At 69.2% G+C, this 19,099-nt stretch carries 22 protein-coding genes, 2 tRNA genes and 1 pseudogene; 7 read left to right on the plus strand and 18 right to left on the minus strand.

The window, feature by feature from the left end:
- Positions 1 to 313: 313 nt before the first annotated feature.
- Positions 314 to 784 (minus strand): SSI family serine proteinase inhibitor, encoded by a 471-nt coding sequence (locus tag OG524_RS18770; RefSeq protein ID WP_405811157.1) that lies wholly within the window; start codon positions 782 to 784, stop codon positions 314 to 316.
- 303 nt (positions 785 to 1,087) lie between these two features.
- Between OG524_RS18770 and OG524_RS18775 the strand changes: the two genes are divergently transcribed.
- Positions 1,088 to 1,178 (plus strand) — tRNA-Ser (locus OG524_RS18775).
- Between the two features lie 228 nt (positions 1,179 to 1,406).
- Positions 1,407 to 1,479: transfer RNA gene (locus tag OG524_RS18780), tRNA-Arg, on the plus strand.
- 80 nt (positions 1,480 to 1,559) lie between these two features.
- On the opposite strand, the gene OG524_RS18785 is transcribed toward OG524_RS18780, so the two are convergent.
- From OG524_RS18785 to OG524_RS18850, 14 genes are all read right to left on the minus strand, one after another.
- Positions 1,560 to 2,834 carry a tyrosine-type recombinase/integrase gene (locus OG524_RS18785; protein WP_405811159.1) on the minus strand — a complete coding sequence of 425 codons (1,275 nt, stop codon included), beginning with the start codon at positions 2,832 to 2,834 and terminating at the stop codon, positions 1,560 to 1,562.
- Positions 2,834 to 3,031 carry a helix-turn-helix domain-containing protein gene (locus tag OG524_RS18790; protein WP_405811161.1) on the minus strand — a complete coding sequence of 66 codons (198 nt, stop codon included), beginning with the start codon at positions 3,029 to 3,031 and terminating at the stop codon, positions 2,834 to 2,836. The genes OG524_RS18785 and OG524_RS18790 overlap by 1 nt, the downstream gene beginning before the upstream one ends.
- A 181-nt stretch (positions 3,032 to 3,212) precedes the next feature.
- Positions 3,213 to 4,385, minus strand: coding sequence for a DUF3631 domain-containing protein (locus tag OG524_RS18795; protein ID WP_405811163.1), 1,173 nt, complete (start codon positions 4,383 to 4,385; stop codon positions 3,213 to 3,215).
- Complete coding sequence (locus OG524_RS18800; RefSeq protein WP_405811164.1) at positions 4,382 to 4,732, minus strand: hypothetical protein; 351 nt, start codon at positions 4,730 to 4,732, stop codon at positions 4,382 to 4,384. Before OG524_RS18800 ends, OG524_RS18795 begins: the two co-directional genes overlap by 4 nt.
- A complete protein-coding gene (locus tag OG524_RS18805; protein ID WP_405811166.1) occupies positions 4,729 to 5,625 on the minus strand; it encodes a bifunctional DNA primase/polymerase in 897 nt (298 codons plus the stop codon). Before OG524_RS18805 ends, OG524_RS18800 begins: the two co-directional genes overlap by 4 nt.
- The gene (locus OG524_RS18810) at positions 5,622 to 5,819 is read right to left on the minus strand and encodes a hypothetical protein (RefSeq protein WP_405811168.1); all 198 of its coding nucleotides are present in this window, start codon (positions 5,817 to 5,819) and stop codon (positions 5,622 to 5,624) included. The genes OG524_RS18805 and OG524_RS18810 overlap by 4 nt, the downstream gene beginning before the upstream one ends.
- 272 nt (positions 5,820 to 6,091) lie before the next feature.
- Positions 6,092 to 8,233, minus strand: coding sequence for a cell division protein FtsK (locus OG524_RS18815; protein WP_405811170.1), 2,142 nt, complete (start codon positions 8,231 to 8,233; stop codon positions 6,092 to 6,094).
- Between the two features lie 87 nt (positions 8,234 to 8,320).
- The gene (locus OG524_RS18820; RefSeq protein WP_405811172.1) at positions 8,321 to 8,647 is read right to left on the minus strand and encodes a hypothetical protein; all 327 of its coding nucleotides are present in this window, start codon (positions 8,645 to 8,647) and stop codon (positions 8,321 to 8,323) included.
- Positions 8,648 to 8,727: 80 nt separating this feature from the next.
- Positions 8,728 to 8,919, minus strand: a complete 192-nt coding sequence (locus OG524_RS18825) for a hypothetical protein (protein WP_405811173.1) — start codon at positions 8,917 to 8,919, stop codon at positions 8,728 to 8,730.
- Between the two features lie 16 nt (positions 8,920 to 8,935).
- Positions 8,936 to 9,313, minus strand: coding sequence for a DUF6251 family protein (locus OG524_RS18830; RefSeq protein WP_405811175.1), 378 nt, complete (start codon positions 9,311 to 9,313; stop codon positions 8,936 to 8,938).
- A 94-nt stretch (positions 9,314 to 9,407) separates the two neighbouring features.
- The gene (locus OG524_RS18835) at positions 9,408 to 9,575 is read right to left on the minus strand and encodes a hypothetical protein (protein ID WP_405811177.1); all 168 of its coding nucleotides are present in this window, start codon (positions 9,573 to 9,575) and stop codon (positions 9,408 to 9,410) included.
- A 16-nt stretch (positions 9,576 to 9,591) separates the two neighbouring features.
- Positions 9,592 to 9,945, minus strand: a complete 354-nt coding sequence (locus OG524_RS18840) for an RRQRL motif-containing zinc-binding protein (protein WP_405811179.1) — start codon at positions 9,943 to 9,945, stop codon at positions 9,592 to 9,594.
- The gene (locus OG524_RS18845) at positions 9,921 to 10,784 is read right to left on the minus strand and encodes a protein spdB (RefSeq protein WP_405811181.1); all 864 of its coding nucleotides are present in this window, start codon (positions 10,782 to 10,784) and stop codon (positions 9,921 to 9,923) included. Before OG524_RS18845 ends, OG524_RS18840 begins: the two co-directional genes overlap by 25 nt.
- Positions 10,781 to 11,047, minus strand: a complete 267-nt coding sequence (locus OG524_RS18850) for a DUF6284 family protein (RefSeq protein ID WP_405811183.1) — start codon at positions 11,045 to 11,047, stop codon at positions 10,781 to 10,783. The genes OG524_RS18845 and OG524_RS18850 overlap by 4 nt, the downstream gene beginning before the upstream one ends.
- A 483-nt stretch (positions 11,048 to 11,530) precedes the next feature.
- On the opposite strand from OG524_RS18850, the gene OG524_RS18855 reads away from it, so the two are divergent.
- Both OG524_RS18855 and OG524_RS18860 read left to right on the plus strand, forming a co-directional pair.
- Positions 11,531 to 12,304 (plus strand): GntR family transcriptional regulator, encoded by a 774-nt coding sequence (locus OG524_RS18855; RefSeq protein WP_405811185.1) that lies wholly within the window; start codon positions 11,531 to 11,533, stop codon positions 12,302 to 12,304.
- Positions 12,301 to 12,867, plus strand: coding sequence for a GNAT family N-acetyltransferase (locus OG524_RS18860; protein ID WP_405811187.1), 567 nt, complete (start codon positions 12,301 to 12,303; stop codon positions 12,865 to 12,867). The genes OG524_RS18855 and OG524_RS18860 overlap by 4 nt, the downstream gene beginning before the upstream one ends.
- Positions 12,868 to 13,271: 404 nt before the next feature.
- Here OG524_RS18860 and OG524_RS18865 read toward each other — a convergent pair whose 3' ends face one another.
- Positions 13,272 to 14,006, minus strand: a complete 735-nt coding sequence (locus OG524_RS18865; protein ID WP_405811188.1) for a hypothetical protein — start codon at positions 14,004 to 14,006, stop codon at positions 13,272 to 13,274.
- 758 nt (positions 14,007 to 14,764) lie between these two features.
- Here OG524_RS18865 and OG524_RS18870 point away from each other — a divergent pair.
- A complete protein-coding gene (locus OG524_RS18870; RefSeq protein ID WP_405811190.1) occupies positions 14,765 to 15,058 on the plus strand; it encodes a hypothetical protein in 294 nt (97 codons plus the stop codon).
- Between the two features lie 315 nt (positions 15,059 to 15,373).
- Here OG524_RS18870 and OG524_RS18875 read toward each other — a convergent pair whose 3' ends face one another.
- Positions 15,374 to 16,573 carry an NAD(P)/FAD-dependent oxidoreductase gene (locus tag OG524_RS18875; RefSeq protein WP_405811192.1) on the minus strand — a complete coding sequence of 400 codons (1,200 nt, stop codon included), beginning with the start codon at positions 16,571 to 16,573 and terminating at the stop codon, positions 15,374 to 15,376.
- A gap of 104 nt (positions 16,574 to 16,677) precedes the next feature.
- The gene (gene sigJ, locus OG524_RS18880; RefSeq protein ID WP_405389640.1) at positions 16,678 to 17,622 is read right to left on the minus strand and encodes an RNA polymerase sigma factor SigJ; all 945 of its coding nucleotides are present in this window, start codon (positions 17,620 to 17,622) and stop codon (positions 16,678 to 16,680) included.
- Between the two features lie 100 nt (positions 17,623 to 17,722).
- Between sigJ and OG524_RS18885 the strand changes: the two are divergent.
- Positions 17,723 to 18,073 (plus strand): annotated as a pseudogene (locus tag OG524_RS18885) (WYL domain-containing protein); the annotation flags it as partial.
- Positions 18,074 to 18,139: 66 nt separating this feature from the next.
- Positions 18,140 to 19,069 carry a DUF2797 domain-containing protein gene (locus tag OG524_RS18890; RefSeq protein WP_405811194.1) on the plus strand — a complete coding sequence of 310 codons (930 nt, stop codon included), beginning with the start codon at positions 18,140 to 18,142 and terminating at the stop codon, positions 19,067 to 19,069.
- Positions 19,070 to 19,099 lie beyond the last annotated feature (30 nt).

The raw sequence follows: 19,099 nt of genomic DNA on the forward strand, positions 1-19,099 counted from the left end.
CGCACCTTGCCGACAGCGGGCCCCATCCTGCCCCTCGGGCCTCAGGCTGTCACGCGACGAGTCTAAAGGCAGGGACGGGCTGCGCGGCGGCGGATGAGGGGGAGCTCTCACCAAGGTTCTGTGCACACGGTGTACGCCGGCGGCCTATGTCGTGACCGCGAGCGCCCCCTATGACGTGCGCCGATGTTCGCCGGCCCCCCAGGTCGAAAGCCCCGGCGCACGCCCCACGGAAGCCTGCCTCAGGTGCCGCCGGTGAGTCGTCCGGAGAACATTCGGGCGGGCCTCCCGGGCGGTTTCCGCGGCCGATCGGCGGCTACCTCGCGGACGGCAGTACCGGCACGAGGTTGTTCCAGCGCGAGATCTCGCAGCCGTTGGCACGGCTGAAGCGGGCGTCGACCCCCTGCCCCTGCCAGGTCCCGCTGACCCGGGCCGCGGCCGGCCCGCCCGCCTGCTGGGTGCACATGGCGTTCCGGTCCGTCGGTACGAAGGGGTTCCTGCCCGACTCCGCGGCCTCGTCCAGCAGATCGCAGGCCCGCTGTGCGACGGGGTGGCTGCCGCCCGCCGGATCGCACTCCAGCTCGAACGTTCCGTCGGCCTTCGGATTGCCGGACTCCGAGACCGTCACCGTGAGCCGGGTCTGCTCGTCCTGCCGGTCCAGCCAGTCCCCCTGGAGCAGCGGGAGAGGAGGCAGCGGAAGGAGAGGAGCCGCGGCCGTGGCGGCGGGCGCGGCGGCGGACAGCGCGGCCAGGGAGGCGACGGCGGTGAGAGTGAGACGGCGCAGCATGCGGGCTCCTGTTGTGTTCTGGCGCGACGGGCGCGCCGGACTGCTCCCGCGCGCGCCGGTGGGTGCGTGCGCGCCGGGCAGGTGGTCGGTGGCGGACAGAGGGCGGAGCCCTCGCCTTCTCTAACGCTCCGCACGTCCGCACGTTGCGCAACTCATGGGGGGCCGACCGGAACAGGCCACACGAGGCCGCAGGGCGCTTTGCCTAGCTGCCCACCTGCCTAGTACCGTGGGCGGCGATTGGTGACAGCGCGCTCGTCTGTGTCATCATCTGCACGCACCACTCGCGCTCGCGCGGGGTGTGCTGGAGGCGTCGCCTAGTCCGGTCTATGGCGCCGCACTGCTAATGCGGTTTGGGTCTTAAAGCCCATCGAGGGTTCAAATCCCTCCGCCTCCGCAAGATCCCGAAGCCCCGTGCCGCTGGCACGGGGCTTCGGTCGTGTTCCGGCCGGGGGCGCTTGCGCAGAGGACGTCCCGAGAAGGCCCGGGAACGGTGTTTCCGCAGGTCAGGGGCGGTATGGCTAATGGATTTCGCGTGACGGCGCAGGTCATGTAATGTTGTTCTCGCAACGCCGACCGGGCAGAAAAGTCCGGGGGGCGGGACCAAGGCTCAGGCCGAGGACACGCACTCGTAGCTTAACGGATAGAGCATCTGACTACGGATCAGAAGGTTGCAGGTTCGAATCCTGCCGAGTGCACGCAGCTCAGAGGCCCCCTGGACATCGTCCAGGGGGCCTCTGACATCAGCGAGTGACATCAACGCGTCCGGATTCCATGCTCAGGCGTCGCAGCCCGGTCCGGACGCCTCCTCTTCTTCGCTGTCGAGCTTCAGCGCGTCGTCCATGCGCTCCGCGGCTGCCCGGAGCGTCGTGGCCATCACGTGCGCGTAGGTATCCAGCGTCATAGTGATGGTGCTGTGGCCGAGCGTCTCCATAATCGTGCGCGCGTCGACTCCGTGGGCCAGCAGCAGCGAAGCGCAGGTGTGCCGCAGGTCGTGCACGCGCACCCGCCGTACTTTGGCGTCCCGGCACAGGATGGTCAGCATCCGGTTCAGGCTGCGCGGGTCCGTGACGCGGCCTGTCACTGTCGTGAAGATCAGGTCAGCCGGGTGTTCGGGCACTGGCTGCCACTTGCGGCCGGCCACCTTGCGTTCCAGCTCCTGCCGTTCGCGGTGCTCTGTAAGCGCCCGCACGCAACCTTTGGGCAGTGCCACCGTGCGCACCGACCTCGCGGTCTTCGGGGTCCCGAAGATCAGCTCGCGCCTGATGCGCTGCACGTTCCTGCGAACGCGTAGCTGACCGCCGACCAGGTCGATGTCCGACCAGGTGAGTCCGAGCGCCTCGCCGCGTCGCAGCCCGGTGGAGATGAGAAGCAGCCACAATGCGCGCAGCCGGTGAGCCTTGGCGGTCCTGAGCAGTAGGCGCACTTCCCCGGCGTCCAGCGGACGCACCTCCTTGGGGGCGACTGTGGGCGTCTCCACGATCCGCGCCACGTTCCGAGCGATCAGCTCTTCGCGCATCGCCTGCTGAAGCGCGGACCGAAGAACTGCGTGGATGTACTGGACAGTGCGGGCCGACGGCAGACGTTTGCAGCAGTGGCCCACCGCACAGCAGTTGCGCTTACCCTCCGGGCGGTCCTTGTCCGCTCCCCGGAGACAGCAAAGACAGGAGCCCTTGAACTCCGCAAGGAACCGTCGGACATCCGCCGGAGACAGCCGGTTGAGCTTCTTCTTACCGAGCGCGGGACGGATGTAGAGGCGTGACAGCCCCTCATAGCTGTTCAATGTCGCGGGCTTGAGCCGTTCCGGCGCGACGGCGGCCAACCAGTAGGTGAGGTAGTCCCCGAACGCCATCGTGGACGACGCGGCCGGGATGCCCTGCCGCGTCTTCTCCTGCAACTCGGTGAGCTTCCCGGCTACCTCCTCCCGGGTCTTTCCGTAGACGAACTTCCGCGTCCGGGTCCCGTCCGGGCGGTAGACGTACGCAGCCGCGTGATAGCGGCCGTCCTTGCGCTTCGTGATCGTTCCCTCGCCGTTGGCGCGACGCTTGGCCATCAGGCGGCCTCCTCAATTTGGTGCTGGATGTAGTGGTGCAGCGCGTGTACCGGGACACGGCGGGCGCGGCCGATGGTGAAACTGGCGAGCTGCTTGGACCGGAAAAGGTCGTAGACCTTGCTGCGACTGAGGCGCAGGGCGTGCATGACCTCGGGGACCGTGAGGGCTTCGGGGGAGACGGACACGGGGGCGCTCATGGAGTCGCTGCCTCCTTCTCAAGGCATGACGGGGCTTGGCTTCCACCTGAGGGGTCCGCTACATCCGCTACGCCGCTACATTGCAGGTCAGCGGCATGATTTTTGTAGCGGGAAGGTTCGATGTAGCGGCTACACCCGTTCGCGGGTGCGTTGGGTGTAGCCGCTACACCTGGGGTTGCCGCTACAGGTTCAGGGCCTCTGAGCTGGCCTGTAGCGGCGTAGCGGATGTAGCGCCCGTGGTGGAGGGCGGCGGGGGGCAGTAGCGTGCCCAGGCGTCTTCGAGGTCCTTGGTGAAGAAGCCTTTGAGGACCCCGCCAGCGGTACGGATGTTGCGGGAGCCGATGGGGTCGTTGTCGGCGGTCATGTACTCGCCGAGCATCTTGGACAGTCGCCGGTTGTCGAGCGGCTTGCCGCTCAGGTCGGCCCACGGGGCATCGTCCAGGGAGTTGAGCCGGTCCAGGATGGCGATGGTGGGCAGTCGGTCCACGCCGATCAGCACGTGGTCGCGCAAATCGGTGAGCAGCCGGATACCGAGGCTCCCTTTGTCGTTGGCTCGGGAGGCTTCGACCAGGGTCACGCATGCCTCACGGGCCCGGCGGGGCCATTCACCCCCGGCGGCATCCGCGATGGACAGCAGCCCTTCCCACACGTCGGCGGGCCGGTCACTGACACCGTCCGGCATCTCCGGCCAGGCACCCGTGACCGCGTCGCGTACCTGCTCGGCCCAGTCCGCGAGGCGGTCCCGCAGCGCGTGCCCCTCCTTTTCGTGGATGCGGGCTCGGAAGGGCTCGATGGTCTCGTTGCGGGCCCTGCGGCGCATGCGGATGATGACCGCACGGGTCAGGATCGTGTCGGGCAGGGAGCCGAGCCCTGCGACCGCGACGGCGGTGTAGGAGGGGAACGGGGTGACGGTCTGTGTGTCGCCGACGCACCGGTAGGTGACCCCGGTCCGTCGGTGACCTGCGTTGAGGAAGCCGCGGAGTTCCTCGTTGTCCCCGGCCTTGGGGCCGAACACCGTGTCGATCTCGTCGAAGAGGATCGTGGGTCGCCCATCGGGACCGGACACGGCCCGGAAGAGAGCGGCAGCGGAAGCGTTGACCGCGACCATGGGGCGCGGCACCAGCGTCTCTACGATCTCCAGTGCGCGGCTCTTTCCGCTGCCCGGTTCAGGGGAGAGGAAGGCGAGCCGGGGGGTGGAGTCGAAGCAGTCGAGCAGGTGGGCGTGCGCGTCCCACAGCGCTACGGCCACGTAGGCCGCTTCGCTCGGGAAGATGTTGAACCGGCGGTGGAACGCCTCCACCTCGTTGAGCAGGACGGCGCCGTCGATGGGCGGGGTGGTCGGTGTCGCGTTCATGCGGCGATGCCTTCCTGGTCGGTGCGCAGCGGGCAGCGGGTGCGGTGGTCGGTGTGGTCTTCGATCAGGGCGAGTGCCTTGTGGTGTCCGGCGGCGAACCGGTTGCGGCCGCACTCACAGACGCTGGTCGCGGTCGGCACCGCGCCACGCGGAGCGGTGATCGTGAGCCACGCGATGGGGTACCGGCCGTCTCCGGTGTGCTGGTCAGAACGAACAGCAGTGGGGACGCCTTCGGCGGCGACCTTCGGCGCACCACTGCCGGGTCCGGCGGGGGCCAGTTCGGCGATGCGGGGGCCGGTAAGCGGCGTGGGATGGCCTTCCAAGCGGGGACGGGGTGGGGTGCTCATGCCGTCTCCCGGGGCCGGGCGGTGCGGATTGAGCTGTCCAGCGCGCTGCGGATCGTGGCGCGGCACTCGGCAGCGGTGAGCCCCCGGGCCTCTCCCGCCCCTTGGAAGGCTGCTTCTACCTCGTGCCGGGCGAGGTCGCCCCACGCGATGAAGCGGCCCACCTTGAAGGCGCAGCGGTTGAGCGTGTTGTTTCCCTGTTTCTCCGGCGCCGCGACTACCCGCCGGCACTCTCGCTCCAGCGCGGCCCGCCCGGCCCGGCTCCCACTCACGACAGGCGCAACCAGCGGCCCGACCGGTGCGAGGCGGGTCGGCTGAAGCAGCAGGGACAGCCATCCCGGCAGGGGCGCAATCGGGGCCAGGGCAGTGGCTTCGTAGGGGCCAGCGGCGGTGCTGCTGCCCGCAGCGACGACGTAGCCGCCCCATGCTCGTGTGTCCACAAGAGGGGCCAGGGTGCCAGCGGTGTTGCCGAGCCGAATGCCGTCCGGGGCGGTGAAGTAGAGGTGGCGGCCACCGCTCGCGGTCCGGGTCCGGTAGGTGGTCGGGACGGCCTGCCCGGCGCGCTCGCAGAGCGCCTTGAAGGTCGTCACGCCGCCAGGCGTGTCCATGCTGCTGTTCGTCTTGCGCTTGGGCATGTCGAGGTCGACGACGACCAGCCCGGACGGGCCGGTCGCGATCCCGATGTTGAACGGGCGGTCGGCCCACGCTCGGCGGATACGGTCCGGGTCGACGGTGGCCCGGTCCTCCCACTTGCGGTGACCACCCGCACAGTCCCCAGTCAGGGGGCAGACGGACTCACTGTGGAGCGCGGGCCGCTTGTCGGCGGGCCGGAGAGGGAAGACGTGCCAGCCGCGTTCGGCGGCGTCCAGGGCGGCGGTCAGGAGATGAGTGCTCATGCTGCGGCCGTCTCGTCCGTGGGCTCCTCGAACGCTGCGACGATCTTCATGAGGAGCGTCTCGGCGGCCATGAGGTGACCGGCGAGGGTGCTGGCGTTGGTCATGTCGATGACGCCGATGCCCGCGACGTACGCGCGGGCCGCTTCGATGACGACGGCCTGTTCGGCTGCCTGGATGGGGGCGAGCTGGGTCATGATGGGTGTCTCCAGTTCGATGAGTGCTGGCAGACGAGAGCGGCCCCAGGCTTTGGCGAGACGGGGGCCGCTCTCGGCGTTGAAACGGGGCTGCGGAGGGGTGCGGGCAGATGGCCCCCACCCCCCTCTACCCGCCTTACCTTGCAGGTCAGAGCCCGTTACCTGCCCCTCTACCGGGGTAAAGGGCCCCCTCTACTTCCGGGCCCCCGCCGAACAGTGCCGACGGGACCCGGAGAGGGTGATCCGGAGGGGGTTGGTAGCGGGGTCCCCCTCTACCCGTGGGCGAGGAGGATTTCGGCGGGGACGGCCGCTTCGATGTCGCGGCGCTGGTATCCGGCTCCGTTGGCGCCGCTGATCTTGACCTGCTTGCTGGTGCGCTTGACGCCGGCTGTTTCCAGTTCGGAGGCGAGGCGTTCGGCGTTGAAGTCGCCGTAGACGTCCTCGTCGAGGTTGACGAGACCGGCGAGCAGGTCGGTGGTGAACATGCGCGGGGAGTGCCGCATGACTTCCAGCGCGTCGGAGAGGATCGGGGCGAGCTTGACCCCGGAGGCGTCGGCGGCGGCCGTTACGTCTCCGGCCGCGTCCCCGGTGAGCTGTCCGGCGGCCTGCCGCAGCGCGCGGCCCTTCTGGCAGAGCAGGGCGAACCCGGTGCCGTCGAGGTAGTCGGCGCGGACGGTGACGTAGGACGCGGGGCCGGTGACGAGAACACCGGTGCCGACATGGTCCTCGGACAGGACGGAAGCGTCGGCTCCCTGGGCGGCCTTGCCCTTGCCCAGCACCATGTCACTGCTGGCCCGGTCTACGACCTGTGTCGAGTACCGCAGGGTGATGATCTCCCGCAGCTTGGTAGGCACACTGTCGGCGTCGGGGCGCTGGGAGGCGAAGTTGGACACGAACCCGGCGGCCGGGCCGCGCCTCGCGATGCGGCACAGGTCGTTGATGACCTGCTCGCGGTCCTCGCGCTCCATCGCGGTGAAGTACTCCTGCAGTTCGTCAATGGTCACGAAGATGACCGGCAGGTTGTACCGCTGGACGATCTCAGGGGTGAGCTTGCCCTCGGGGCAGATAGACGTGGGCAGCTCCCGCAGGATCGCGAAGCGGCGCTCCATCTCCACCAGGAGTTCGGCCAGCATGGCCTTGAGTGCTTCGATCGCGTCGTCCTCGGCGCCCATGACCAGGCGGTGGGCGACGGCCCGCATGGGCATCCAGTCCGCCCCGCCCTTGCCGTCGGCGACGTAGTGCCGCACGTAGGCGTCCAGCAGACCGGCCGCCGTCATCAGACGCTGCGTGAACGTCTTGCCCCGGCGGGGCAGGCCGCCGAAGAACATCGACTGCCACATGACGGGGACTTCGATGCGGTTACCGCGGGCGTCCTGCCCGAACGGGATCGGGTCCCAGATCGAGAACCTTTCCGCCGTCGCGAACGGGGACGGGTTCGGCTTGCCCAGGTAGGGGTCATCATCGGCGACCCACATGCTGACGCGGCCGGCGTTGCCGCCCTTGGCCGCGCGGACGCGGGACATGATGACCTGGATCTCGTCGACACCGAGTTCCTGGGCGATGACTTCCCGCTTGGCCAGCACGTCACTGGCGGTCTTGCCGCCGCCCCGGGGGAGGTCGAAGATCACGGCCCAGCCGCGGCCGTCACGGACCGGACCCATCGAGCAAGACACCCGCGGAGCGTCCTTCTCGTCGTCCCCGGCACGGCCGCTTTTCAGGAGGCCGGCCGCCCGCAACGCGTCGTTGAGCTGCTGCGCGGACATGTCCACCCGCAGCGGCGGAGCACCCTGGTCCAGCAGGTGGGTTTCCTTGCCCCGGCCCAGGTAGGCGAGCGGGGTGACGATCGCTCCGGCCATACCGGTCTGCAACAGTGGATCGGCCAGCGCGATCCCGATCGTCGCGGCGGCGACCCCGACGGCAGCGGCCCCGAACCGCCAGCGGCGGGTGTGGGTACGGGCGGCGTGTGCCATCTGCAACCGGGTCGCCAGCTCGATGTCTTCGGGCTTTGCCTTGGACTGTGCCCGGAGCGCCTTCACGGCCGCGGTGTGGTCCTGGGCGGACAGGGTCGGCCACAGTCCGACGGTGGCGCGGAAGAACCCACGGGCGGCCAGCAGCAGCGTCTTGACCAGGTACTTGGGTGTGCGGATGCCGTGGTAGCGGGCCTGCCACCACGTCAGGCGAACGAAAGCGGTCACGTTGGCCTTGATCGAGGCGGCGGAGCGGGCCCAGGCGGGCAGGACCGGCGCGTCGGGGACGGACAGCCAGTCGGCCAGCGGGTTGTCGGCCCGGTCGACCGCCTCAACAACCGGCTGCGACGGGTCAACGACGGCCGGTTCCGGGTCGGTGGGGTCCTTGACGAGGGTGAGGGTAGGGGCGGGTTGGGTGCCGACCGGGTCGGCGAGAATCTCGGTCATGCTGGTTACTCCTGCTGCTCGGTTGAGTGGTCAGGGGCACGGGGCGGCCGGTCTGCCTGGCCGGGTGACGGCCGCCCCGTGGCGGCGTCAGGACTGCTCGGCGCGGTGGTAGGCGCGCTCGGCACGGCGGAGGTTCCTCTCCGCCTCCCGCAGCGCGTCCCGGGCGGCGGAACGGTCCGGGCCCCAGCCGCACGCCTTGACCGCGGCTTTGGCGGTGGCGACGGTGTCGCGGGCCGTGTCGGCCTGCCGCCCCAGCGCGGCCAGTTCACGGGCGCCGCGCTCAGCTGCGACGGCGTCGATCGCGTGGATCCGGGCGGTGACCCTGGGGTCGAGGTTGTCGCCGATCGACTGGTGAGCGCCCTTCAGGAACAGACGGCGGCGCTCACGGGACTCGGCTCGGGTGTAGCTGTGCACAGCGGTGCCTCCTCAGCGGTGCGGGCCGGACTGTCCGGACCTCCGCCCGCCCGGTACGAGACCGGACGGACAGGGGCCCGTCAGGCGGGCCGCAGCTCGTGGGTGTGACACAGAACAGGGCCGATCAGCGGGCTGATCCGGACCACCGTCCACCGGCCCTCGGTCAGCGGCCCGGGCGGTACTTCGTCCACGATCCGGCCGGTCCTTCCCGCAGCGCGCGGGTCGTCCTGGCACGAGACGATCCGCACCCTGGAACCTGCTTTGAACACCATGGAGAGTCCTTTCGGGTCAGCGGCGGCGAGCCTTGTTGAGCGACGACGCGGCGGCCTTGCCGTCCGTGCCGCCGACCGACTTGACGACGGTGACGACACCCCAGGACAGGGCGACTACGAGGAACGCGAGCAGGGCGAGGTTCGCGGCGATCGCGGTCAGGACACCGACCAGGAGCGGCCCGAAGTACACGCCGGCCGCGACCGCACCCGCCCCGACACCGGAGCCGAGCGCGAGGCGCTGCACTGTCCGGTCCGGCGGCGCCTGGTGGATGTGCTGCACGATCTGCTGCGGCGCCTGCTGGGCAGGCAGGCGGGATGCGTCGGTGTAGGTGTAGGTGCCGTCCGGGAGCTGGACGACGGTGACCGCCCGCGGTGCGGGCAGGTGCTGGTCCATGCGATTCCTTCCATGGGCAAGGCGGTGGTACGGGAGTGCCCCGGGCCGGATCTGATCCGGCAGCCTCACGCCGGGTCCGGGGCGGTGATTGGGTTCAGCGGCGGCCGGTCTCGCGGAGCAGCTGTGCCTGTACGGCGAGGAGTTCGGCGGTGGACAGCTGGTCGGCGGCGGCCTCGGCCTGCTTCTTGGCGACCTTCTTGTTCTTGTCACTGGCCGCGGTGACGATGGCGGCGCTCTGCGAGGCGGTGTTGCGTCCGAACATGAGGTTGTCTCCTGAGTCAGGCGGTCGGGGTGTCTGAGCAGGGCACGCACATGCCGAGGGAGCGCGGGATGCAGTACCCGGCGTCACGTCGGCAGCTGGGGCAGGTCCGGCGGGCCGTCATCGCCTTGGCGAGAGCGGCCCGGCGGCCCGGGGTCATCGGGCGGACCGGTTTGGCCCGGTCGATGCGGTAGAGGTAGGCGACCAGCGGGCCGCGACGTCGGCGGGGCCGCTGGAGTTCGGCGGCGACGTCCTGTCCGCCGGGCCGCAGTCCGAGGGCGCGGAGCTGGCGGCGGGTTGCGTAGCCGTCCGGGGCGAGGCGCCATCGGTAGACGGGCAGCGCGCCCACTACGCGGCCACCACGCGCTTCCATGCGGTCCTCAACCGGACCTCGGAGGCAGAGTGCCCGGCGGACCGGAAGCGGGCGGCCATCTCCCGGTACGACAGGGCGGGAGTCTCGCTGTGCCGGATCTGGTCGACAAGCGCGTCCAGCGCCTCATCCGTGAGGGCGCCAGCCGACTCCAGGGCGAACGCGGGGACGGGTTCGGTGGGGCCCCAGACGGGGAGTTCCCAGCGGGGTGTGACGCCGGGTGTGACGCGGGTCGTCACGCTGGTCAGCGCCCTGCCCGTGTCCTCGCCCTCCCGCGCTGTTTCGAGGGTGGACCAGGCGCGGGAGAGGGTGTCGGCGGTCTTGGCCTGGACGTGTGCGACGCGGGCACCGGCCTGCGTCACGGCCGTCAGCCGCGTCTCCTCCGTCGCCGCTTCGGCCCGGAGTCGGGCGCGGGCCACGGCGGCTTCGTCGCGGGCTTCCTGCTGAATGCCCTGGATCGCGTCCAGAGCCTCACCGGTGAGCGCGGTCCGCTCCCACAGCCCGTGGACCAGCCACAGCGCCTTGGCCGCGATCGGCAGCCAGGCCACGGCCAGCCACGCGCCGGCGGATTCCTCGGTGAGCGCGTGGGCGATAAGGACGCCGGTCGCGATCAGGCCGAAGGACCAGCCGACCACGGTGACCGCGTTGCTGTGGTCACCCTGCGCGGCCAGGCGCCGTTCGTAGGCAAGGGTGGCGAGCCATCCGCCGTCGATCCCGAGACCCACGACCACTGCGACCGGCCACGGCATTGCCGTGCCCAGCCACATCACGACCACGGCCAAGGTGAGGACCATCGACACCGCCGTCATCCCCACGGCGGGCAGCACGGTCTTGGCGTTCATGCCGCACCGCCTGAGTGCACGATGTGGCCGCGATTGGTCAGGTCGCGGCGGGCAGCGAGCACCTTGCGGCGGGCCCGGCGGAGGCGCCGTTCGTCCAGCTCGGTGACAGTGCGGTCGATGGTCATGATCTGCACGTCCAGCAGCTCGACTTCCGCCCGGATGAGCGGCATCTCGTGCTCGATCGCGTCCAGCTCGGCGGCCGACGGCTCCATGTCGAGCGATGCGGCCGTAACAAGAGTCTGAAGTGCAACGATGGACTTCACGGGTCTGTGTTCCTTCCAGCGGAACGGCCCAACAGAGAGGCCCCGGGGTGCATCCCGGGGCCTCTCGCTTCATGTGGGGCCACCCAGGTGGGTGGCAGTACCCCGGGCCCGATCCGATCGGGCGCCCTCGCGGCGTGAATGCCGGGGCCGACGTGCGTGTCTCCTTCGGGGGCGACTCCCGTTTTAAGGAAGAGCCGCTAGCCCGTTGTAGGCAGAGACGTGACCTCTCGGTCTCGATGCCATCCGGTTGACAAGGGGTCCGGTGCCCTCCCCCCGTCCGATGCGGGGCTCCTGTGTCGTGCAATCCACCGCCCGTAGGCAGCGGGAATAAGCAGCAAGAGGGCAGACTTGAAGGAGCTGCACCGCTTGCTCAACTTGTTGGTACAAGTTGATGTAGTGATGGTGCACCAACGGACTGTGAAGCGTCAAGCGATCGGGGCCTACATGTACCAACAAGTTGAGCGGGTGCGTCATGATGGGGTCATGAGCAAGCAGCCGAAGTACCGGCAAGTCGCGGATGCTCTGCGCCGCGAAATCGACAACGGGACGTATCCGCCCGGGTCGCGGCTCCCCTCGGAGAGTGAGCTGTCCGCGCGCTTCGACGCGTCGCGGAACACCGTGCGGTCTGGGCTTGGCCTGCTGGTTACTCAGGGGCTTGTCACGTCCAGCCAGGGCCTCGGCTATGAGGTGGCCAAGCATGAGGTGTTCGTGCTGAATGCCTCCCGGTTCGAAAACCTGAGCTTCCCGCAGAACGGGGACGCCTACAGCACGGACGTCACTGCCGCAGGTCGTCGTCCGCACCAGGCGTTCAGGGTCGAAGTTCTGCCCGCGCCGGCCGATGTGGCGGAGAGGCTCAAGGTGGACCTCGAATCCCGTGCCGTCCTACGGTTCTGTCATCGGTACGTGGATGACGTGCCCTGGTCGACGCAGGCCACGTACTACCCGGCGTGGCTAGTCGATGAAGCTCGCCGCCTCGCAGAGCCTGGCGACATCGCAGAGGGCACTACTCGATATCTGGCCGCTCACGGGATCGAGCAGATCGGGTACTTCGACGAGATCTCGACTCGCATGCCGACACCGGACGAGGCGCGGTTGCTGGAGATCGGTGCGGGGGTGCCGGTGCTCCTTTGGATGCGCACGGGCTACTCGACAGAGCGGCCCATTCGCTGCACCATCACGACGTTCCGGGGCGACCTGAACCGGATGAACTACGAGATCGGCGACCAGTCCGCCCGAAGCGAGATTGGACCTCAGTGAAGATCACTCCTGCCCGCCCGGATGACGTAGTCAAGCTGTTGGCGTTCCGGGAGGAGGCCGCGGCTTGGCTCACGCGCCTCGGCAGCGACCAGTGGCAGCGCCCCTACCCGGCCGACCGGCTGCTTGCTGCGATTGAGACGGGCTCTGTCTTCATGGTCATGGATGGTGACGTAACGGCTGCCACCATCACGCTCACGCCGGACGTAGAAGAGGGCCTGTGGACGGAGCAGGAATTGAGGGAGCCGTCCACCTTCGTCACCAAGCTGACTGTGGCGCGCACTCATGCCGGACAGAACCTTGGTGGTCGGCTTCTCGACTGGGCGGGAGATAGGGCGTACCGCGCCGGTGCCAAGTGGCTACGCCTGGACGCCTGGACGACGAATGAGGCGCTACAGCGCTACTACCTCGGGCAAGGGTTCGCGTACATGCGTACTGTCCGGGAGGGCGGTGCGGTGAACGGGGGCCCGCGCGTCTCCGGTTGGCTTGCGCAGCGCCCCACGGCGCCGGCTGACCACGGGTTTGAGGACGCTTCACGGCGTGTTTCACGATCTCGAATCGTGTAGAAATACGCACACCGTGGTGTTTCCTCGGCGGACCCGCCGAGGAAACACCACGAGATTCTTCCTAGTTAGCCCTGTGAGGCTTCTCCCGATGGCATGCTTTGTGGTTCCGCTGTCGGGTTGGCAGGCAGTGCATCCTGTGAATTTCCGTGGATAGCGCGAAGTACGCGTTCAAGGTCGGGAATGGTGATAGACCATCGCCGATGGAAGAACATGGCTGCGATAAAGAGCAGTAGTCGCGGGACTACCAATACTGAAGCGATCGCGATGAGGCCCATAAATGATGGCATGGCAGATAAACCCCTTGGGGAATCTGCACCGTGCCCAACCGGCTAGCAGTTGTTTGGTCGCAACGACTCGGGCGGATCATGCGGTTGTGTGCTGAGACTACCAGGCTTGCAGTCGCTTCACACGAAGATCTTCTCGGTGCCGGCCATAAGTGCGTCAACGACCAGGTAGGACGCAAGGATGCGCGTGCCGCATCGACACAGCAGGTACCAGGACGGCTCAACTCGCACCCCCTCCCAGGTGACTTCCCTCTCGCCGTGGTGAGGCGCTAGGACCGTCATGCCTCGGATGTCGAAATCGGTTGTTTCGGTGTTTATTTGGATCAGGCGGTCCTTCGATGCTGGCCCCGTTGTGCGTTGTTCGCGTTGAACGAGGATTTCTCTTCTTTCTTCGTCGGAATACTCTGAGATCCACGCGTCGCGCTGATTGATTTCTGGAAAAAATCGACGAAGTGCCTTCATTGCCTCGGCGTGTGCGAATCTTTTATCTTTTGTCTGCCCCGCCGGCAGGCTGGCACTTTGAGGGATGAATACGTGTCTGTACGGGGTGGGATACACCCTGGCGAGGATGTGCCCCTTCTCCTTGCATCGGACGGTCAGAAGGATGCGGCCTTGAAAGGTGCGAGTTTTGCTGGGGTGCAATCCGCGACTTATCAACTCGTGAAGCGAGCGAAGTTCGATCTCGCGTTCGCGTTCAAGGTTTAGTAGGCCCTGGCTGAGTTGATAGGTCCGGGAAGTTTTTCGGTCAACGAGATCGCGCAATTCTCCGATCAATTTCGTTCGCCATCGGGCTATCGTCTGCTGCTCACCTCTTCTTCGGGCCTCTGCAACGCTCTCCGGATCATTCCTGTTCATTTCATCCCTTATGGTTCGCAGTCGAGATGATCTGCTGTGCCGTCTGGCCCTTACATCGGGCTAGCACGGAACGGGGTGCCCGTTGACATCAACACCTGACATCAACGTGGGTGCACAAGCAGCTACATGGGCGCACCGAGCCACGGTAGATGAGGGGCTGAGTCGATAGGGGGAGGCGCTGGCCACGGGTGCGCACCCGCCTACGGATCAGAAGGTTGCAGGTTCGAATCCTGCCGAGTGCACAGCAGGCCAGAGGCCCTCAGGAGAAATCCTGAGGGCCTCTCGCGTTTCCGGGGTGAACAGCGGCAGAACCCCCGGCAGTGGGCTGGGAACCGGGTGCCCGAGCCCGTGGCTAGGGTGTCCACGCATGTCGCACGTCGACCGGGGCGAGAGATCGGTGCGATATCGGGGAGGGGCGTTCATGAGTATCAAGGCCGGAAGCGCGGCACTTGCCGGGGCGGCTCTGGCCTCGGGTGCGGGGCAGAGCGCGCGGATTCACCGAGGGAGCGCGGGCAGGCTTCTTCTTCGGTGACGTCTTCGGCGGAAGGGCGTTTCTCCTCCGAAGAGCTGCAGCGGCGGTGGTGGACCTGGGTGGCGGCGGAGCCGGAGCGGACGAATCCCGTTGCTGATCTGGACGGGAGTTCGTGCGGGCGCAACCAGCCGCGCGACGTGTGGTTCCTGGTTCTTTCGGTGGTCAGGTCGAGCGGACGTGCAGCGTCCCCGGTGGGCTGCCCCTCGTCCTTCCTCTCGTCAACCGCATGGGGGAGCCCTCCGACTGCGCAGACTTCATGGGCGCCGCCGAGGGGACGGCGGTGCTGGACGGCAAGAGGATCGCTCCGGAGGAACACCAAGGGACGGCGATCTTCGTGCGGAGGGTCGCCGACAACCCCGTCACGGGATCGGAGGCCGCCTTCATGGCTACCGGATGCGGTCTGTGGGTCCAGTTGGAGCCCCTGGAGTCCGGGCAGCACACGCTGACCATCCGTGGCGGGTCCGGTGCCTTTTCTGTCGGGGTGGACTACGCCCTCAGGGTCGAGGACGCCTCGAAGTAGCCCGCCGAAGATCAGGTGGAGGCCTCAGAACGCCGCGGTCCAGAAGTACCACCTGAGGGATCGGCGTTCCGGCCAGGGGAGTCGACGAAGCCGGGGTCCGTTCTCCGATGGCTCGCACCCCTTGCGCTGGGGGTGCCCACCGTGTCGTCACCGGTCAACAGCCGTGTCGGCCGCTACCGTTCCATGGCTGCTCCTCGCCGGAGCCTGCTGTGCGACAGCGGAGTACGGCAACCGCAGCGGGCCGGGGGCCCTCAGGGGAGTCTGAGGGCCCCCGGCCCGCGTGGCCACGGGCCGCGGAGCACGTGCGGGCCGAGGTCAGGCCGCCGGTTCCTGGATCGCCGGGCTCGGCCGGGCCGGTTGCTGTGCGACGCGGGTGCGGCGGGTCGGGAGGCCGAGGGTCGGGTTGGCGACGCCCCAGGCCGCGCCTTTGCAGACCAACTCCTTGTAGACGGCGGCGAGCCGGCCGGTCAGGGCCGTCGGGACGGCGCGGTCGTCGGCGGTGACGTACTGGATGAGGCCTTCCTTGCGGCCGAGCGAGATGCACTGGTTGAAGTAGCGGATCGATGCGCTCGGGGCCTTCCCGCCGGTCAGGCGTGCCGCGATGGTGTCGGCGGCCTGCCATGCGGCGGGCACGCCCGAGGCGCACGACATCCGCAGAGGCTTGTCGCCCGGGCCCATCGCCAGGGCCGCGTCGCCGATGGCGTACACGTCCGGGTGCGAGACCGAGCGCATGGTCCCGTCGACCACGATCCGGCCCGTGTCCGTGACTTCCAGGGTGGTGGCCTTCGCGATCGGGTGGACCGCGAAGCCCGTGGTCCAGACGGTGACCGCGGCGGGGGCGGACGTGCCGTCGGCAGTGGTGACGCGGTCGGCCTCCACGCCGGTGACGGAGGTGTGCTGGTGCACGGTGATGCCGAGCTTGGCGAAGACCTTCCGCACGTGCCCGCGGCCCTTGGGCGAGAGCCAGTCGCCGAGCTCTCCGCGGGCGGCGAGGGCCACGTCGAGGTCCGGGCGGGCCTCGGCGATCTCGGTCGCGGCCTCCAGGCCGGTGAGGCCGCCGCCGACGACGAACACGGACTCACCGGCGGTCAGGCCTGCCAGGCGTTCCCGCAGCCGGAGCGCTCCGGGGCGGCCGCCGATCTCGTGGGCGTGCTCGGCGGCGCCGGGGACACCCTGGGTGTCCCAGCCGCTGCCGAGGGCGTAGACGAGGCTGTCGTACTCCAGTTCCTCGGCACCGTTCGCGGCGACGACGGCGACGGTTCCGCGGTCGACGTCGACGCCGGTGACCTTCGCGAGCTTCAGTTCGACGCCGGTGCCCGCGAACATCTCGCTGAAGGGCCGGGGCCTGAGGTCCTGGCCGACCGCCAGTTGGTGCATCCGGACGCGCTCGACGAAGTCGGGCTCGGGGTTGACGAGGGTGATGGCGACGTCCTCGCGGCGCAGTCGCCTGGCGAGGCGGCCGGCGACGATGGCTCCGGTGTATCCGGCTCCGAGAACGATGATGCGGTGCGGCATTTCCCTGCTCCTGTCTCGCGGTGGGCGCTGCACGGTTCGCCACTTGAACCGGACAGCCCGCCGTTTCCTGACAGGAAGGTGATGTGAAGCAGGTCACATCGTTCTCAGAAGGCGTGGAGCAGGGGCTCTCCGTGGTCGGTGGCGGCCCATTGCCGGGTCGCGCGTTCGAGTTTGTCGGGGTTGGCCTGGCTGCGGAGTGCGGCGATGCCCTCGGTGGTGACCTCCAGGCACATGACGCCGATGACCCGGCCGTCGACGACCGCCACGGCGGCGGGGACGCCGTTGGCGGTCGTGGCGTACATCTCGACGGAGCCGCCGGCGATGGCGCGCTTGGCCTTGCCGGGTCTGAACAGACCCCGCATGAACTTCGCGACCGCGACGGCTCCCTCGAACGCCTTGGTGCGGGCCGGGACCCTTCCGCCGCCGTCGCCGATCGCGAGGGCGTCGTCGGTGAGCAGCCGGACGAGCGGCTCGGTCCGGCCGCTCGTGGCGGCCGTGAGGAACTCCTCGACGATCCGCCGGGCTGCGGCCTCGTCGATCTCGGTGCGGACCTTGCCGTCCGTGACGTGCTTCCTGGCGCGGTGGAAGAGCTGTTGGCTCGCGGTCTCGGTGATGTCGAGGATCTCGGCGATCTTCCGGTGCGGGTAGTCGAAGGCCTCCCGCAGCACGTACACCACCCGCTCGTTGGGAGAGAGGCGCTCCATGAGGGTGAGGACCGCGTACGACACGGATTCGCGCTGCTCGACGGTGTCGGCCGGGCCGAGCATCGGGTCCCCGGCGAGCAGCGGCTCCGGCAGCCACTGGCCCACATAGGTCTCGCGCCGGGCGCGGGCCGAGGTGAGCTGGTTGAGACACAGGTTGGTGAGGACCTTCGTCAGCCAGGCCTCGGGGACCTCGATGCGGTCGACGTCGGCGGCCTGCCAGCGCAGGAAGGTGTCCTGTACGGCGTCCTCGGCGTCGCTCGCGGAGCCGAGGAGGCGGTAGGCGATGGCCTCCAGCCGTGGCATGAAGGCCTGGAACCGGTCCATGTCGTTCATGGTCAGAGCCATGGCCCGGATCCTAGCCCTCGAACCGTCCGGGGGCGGATCGTGGTGGCCGGTCGGGCCCTCTCCTATGATCGGCTGATGACGCAGCGAAGGGTTGATGTCGCGCTTCACCCCGCGCGAGCTGCCCGGGGGCGATGTGGCCGCCTTCGTCGTCGGCAGGTTCAGGGGCTCCGACGGCTCGGGTGACCGGCCCTGCCGCGGCGAGGTGATTCTCGGCCTGCCCGCCGCCGAGGTGTCCCGCTACTCCGGCGACGCGGTCGTCGAGGAGATCGGCCCGGACCGCTGCCGCCTGATCCTGAGCTCGTGGTCCTGGCCCGGTCTGGCCGCCGCCATCGGCAGGTTCGACGCGGACATCGAGGTCGTCGGGCCGGCCGGGCTCAAGGACGCCTTCGCGCATCTGGCCCGCCGCTTCGCCGCCGCGGCCGGCGCACCCGCGCAGCCCCCGGCCCGCTGACCCGCCACGCCGGCCCCGGCCGGTCGACGACAATGAAGCCACGAAGAGCGGGAGTGGGGCGTACGTATGGGCTGGCGGTGCACCGGGCTGAGCTGGCCCCACGACGGGCCCGTACTGGGGTGGCGGCGGAGTGACGGGACAGGGCCGGGACGGGTGAGTGTCCTGGCGTACGGGAAGGAGCTCGGGTTCCGGGCGGTGGGCGAGCGGCACTGCACGGGGGCGCGGGGCAATCCGTGTCCCGTCGCGGCCGTGGTGCCGGTACGGAGTACGGGGGCACGCTGCCCGGAGTGTGCGCGGCTGGACCGGGCGCACTCGGTGGCCGCCGACACGATCGCCGACGACCCCCGGCCGTACCGGGTGTATCTGGCCTGGTTCGGGCCGGGGACGGTCAAGGTCGGGATCACCAGGGAGTCCCGGGACGCGGCGCGGCTGCGGGAGCAGGGGGCCGTGGTGTTCACCTGGCTGGGGCGCGGTCCGCTGATGGCGGCGCGGCGTACGGAGGAGGTGCTGCGGTCGGCGCTCGGGGTGCCCGACCGGATCCCGTACGCACGCAAGCGCACCCTGCGGGGTGAGCTGCCGGGGGCTGCCGAGAGGGCCGCGGAGGTCGAGGCGCTGTACCGGCGGGCCGTGGCGCTGGAGGGGGCCGGGTGGCCGGAGACGCTGGAGCGGCTGCCGTTCGAGGCCGTCGACCATGCGGGGGCGTTCGGGCTCGACGGGCATGCGGCGACGTCCGGGCTCGACGGGGCGGGAGCGACGCCGGGTGGGATCGCGGGGCGTGCGGTGACGGGGCTGGCGGACGGCGGTGCGGTGGGCGGGCGGCTGGTGGCGGCGGCCGGGCCCGACCTGCACCTGGAGACCGCGGCGGACGGCGTGGTCGTGCTGGACACGCGGCTGATCACGGGCTGGGACCTGGTGGCCGCCGACGCGCGGGCCGCACCGAGCGTGCCGGTGGCCGCCGCCGCGGAGGGCGCCGGGGTGCAGGACGGGCTCTTCTGAGATCGTCGCGGGAGCCCCGGGACGGTGGTG

It is taken from the genome of Streptomyces sp. NBC_01520 (assembly GCF_045040375.1).
Classification (GTDB): domain Bacteria; phylum Actinomycetota; class Actinomycetes; order Streptomycetales; family Streptomycetaceae; genus Streptomyces.

What these genes read in the sequence shown, in the direction of transcription:
- OG524_RS18810 (WP_405811168.1), bottom strand. Translation starts at nt 5,819, where the DNA reads ATGACCCAGCTCGCCCCCATCCAGGCAGCCGAACAGGCCGTCGTCATC.
- OG524_RS18830 (WP_405811175.1), bottom strand. Translation starts at nt 9,313, where the DNA reads ATGGACCAGCACCTGCCCGCACCGCGGGCGGTCACCGTCGTCCAGCTC.
- OG524_RS18795 (WP_405811163.1), bottom strand. Translation starts at nt 4,385, where the DNA reads ATGAACGCGACACCGACCACCCCGCCCATCGACGGCGCCGTCCTGCTC.
- OG524_RS18825 (WP_405811173.1), bottom strand. Translation starts at nt 8,919, where the DNA reads ATGGTGTTCAAAGCAGGTTCCAGGGTGCGGATCGTCTCGTGCCAGGAC.
- OG524_RS18845 (WP_405811181.1), bottom strand. Translation starts at nt 10,784, where the DNA reads ATGAACGCCAAGACCGTGCTGCCCGCCGTGGGGATGACGGCGGTGTCG.
- OG524_RS18790 (WP_405811161.1), bottom strand. Translation starts at nt 3,031, where the DNA reads ATGAGCGCCCCCGTGTCCGTCTCCCCCGAAGCCCTCACGGTCCCCGAG.
- OG524_RS18855 (WP_405811185.1), top strand. Translation starts at nt 11,531, where the DNA reads ATGAGCAAGCAGCCGAAGTACCGGCAAGTCGCGGATGCTCTGCGCCGC.
- OG524_RS18835 (WP_405811177.1), bottom strand. Translation starts at nt 9,575, where the DNA reads ATGTTCGGACGCAACACCGCCTCGCAGAGCGCCGCCATCGTCACCGCG.
- OG524_RS18815 (WP_405811170.1), bottom strand. Translation starts at nt 8,233, where the DNA reads ATGACCGAGATTCTCGCCGACCCGGTCGGCACCCAACCCGCCCCTACC.
- OG524_RS18805 (WP_405811166.1), bottom strand. Translation starts at nt 5,625, where the DNA reads ATGAGCACTCATCTCCTGACCGCCGCCCTGGACGCCGCCGAACGCGGC.
- OG524_RS18875 (WP_405811192.1), bottom strand. Translation starts at nt 16,573, where the DNA reads ATGCCGCACCGCATCATCGTTCTCGGAGCCGGATACACCGGAGCCATC.
- sigJ (WP_405389640.1), bottom strand. Translation starts at nt 17,622, where the DNA reads ATGGCTCTGACCATGAACGACATGGACCGGTTCCAGGCCTTCATGCCA.
- OG524_RS18840 (WP_405811179.1), bottom strand. Translation starts at nt 9,945, where the DNA reads ATGGAAGCGCGTGGTGGCCGCGTAGTGGGCGCGCTGCCCGTCTACCGA.
- OG524_RS18890 (WP_405811194.1), top strand. Translation starts at nt 18,140, where the DNA reads ATGGGCTGGCGGTGCACCGGGCTGAGCTGGCCCCACGACGGGCCCGTA.
- OG524_RS18800 (WP_405811164.1), bottom strand. Translation starts at nt 4,732, where the DNA reads ATGAGCACCCCACCCCGTCCCCGCTTGGAAGGCCATCCCACGCCGCTT.
- OG524_RS18770 (WP_405811157.1), bottom strand. Translation starts at nt 784, where the DNA reads ATGCTGCGCCGTCTCACTCTCACCGCCGTCGCCTCCCTGGCCGCGCTG.
- OG524_RS18865 (WP_405811188.1), bottom strand. Translation starts at nt 14,006, where the DNA reads ATGAACAGGAATGATCCGGAGAGCGTTGCAGAGGCCCGAAGAAGAGGT.
- OG524_RS18870 (WP_405811190.1), top strand. Translation starts at nt 14,765, where the DNA reads ATGGGGGAGCCCTCCGACTGCGCAGACTTCATGGGCGCCGCCGAGGGG.
- OG524_RS18785 (WP_405811159.1), bottom strand. Translation starts at nt 2,834, where the DNA reads ATGGCCAAGCGTCGCGCCAACGGCGAGGGAACGATCACGAAGCGCAAG.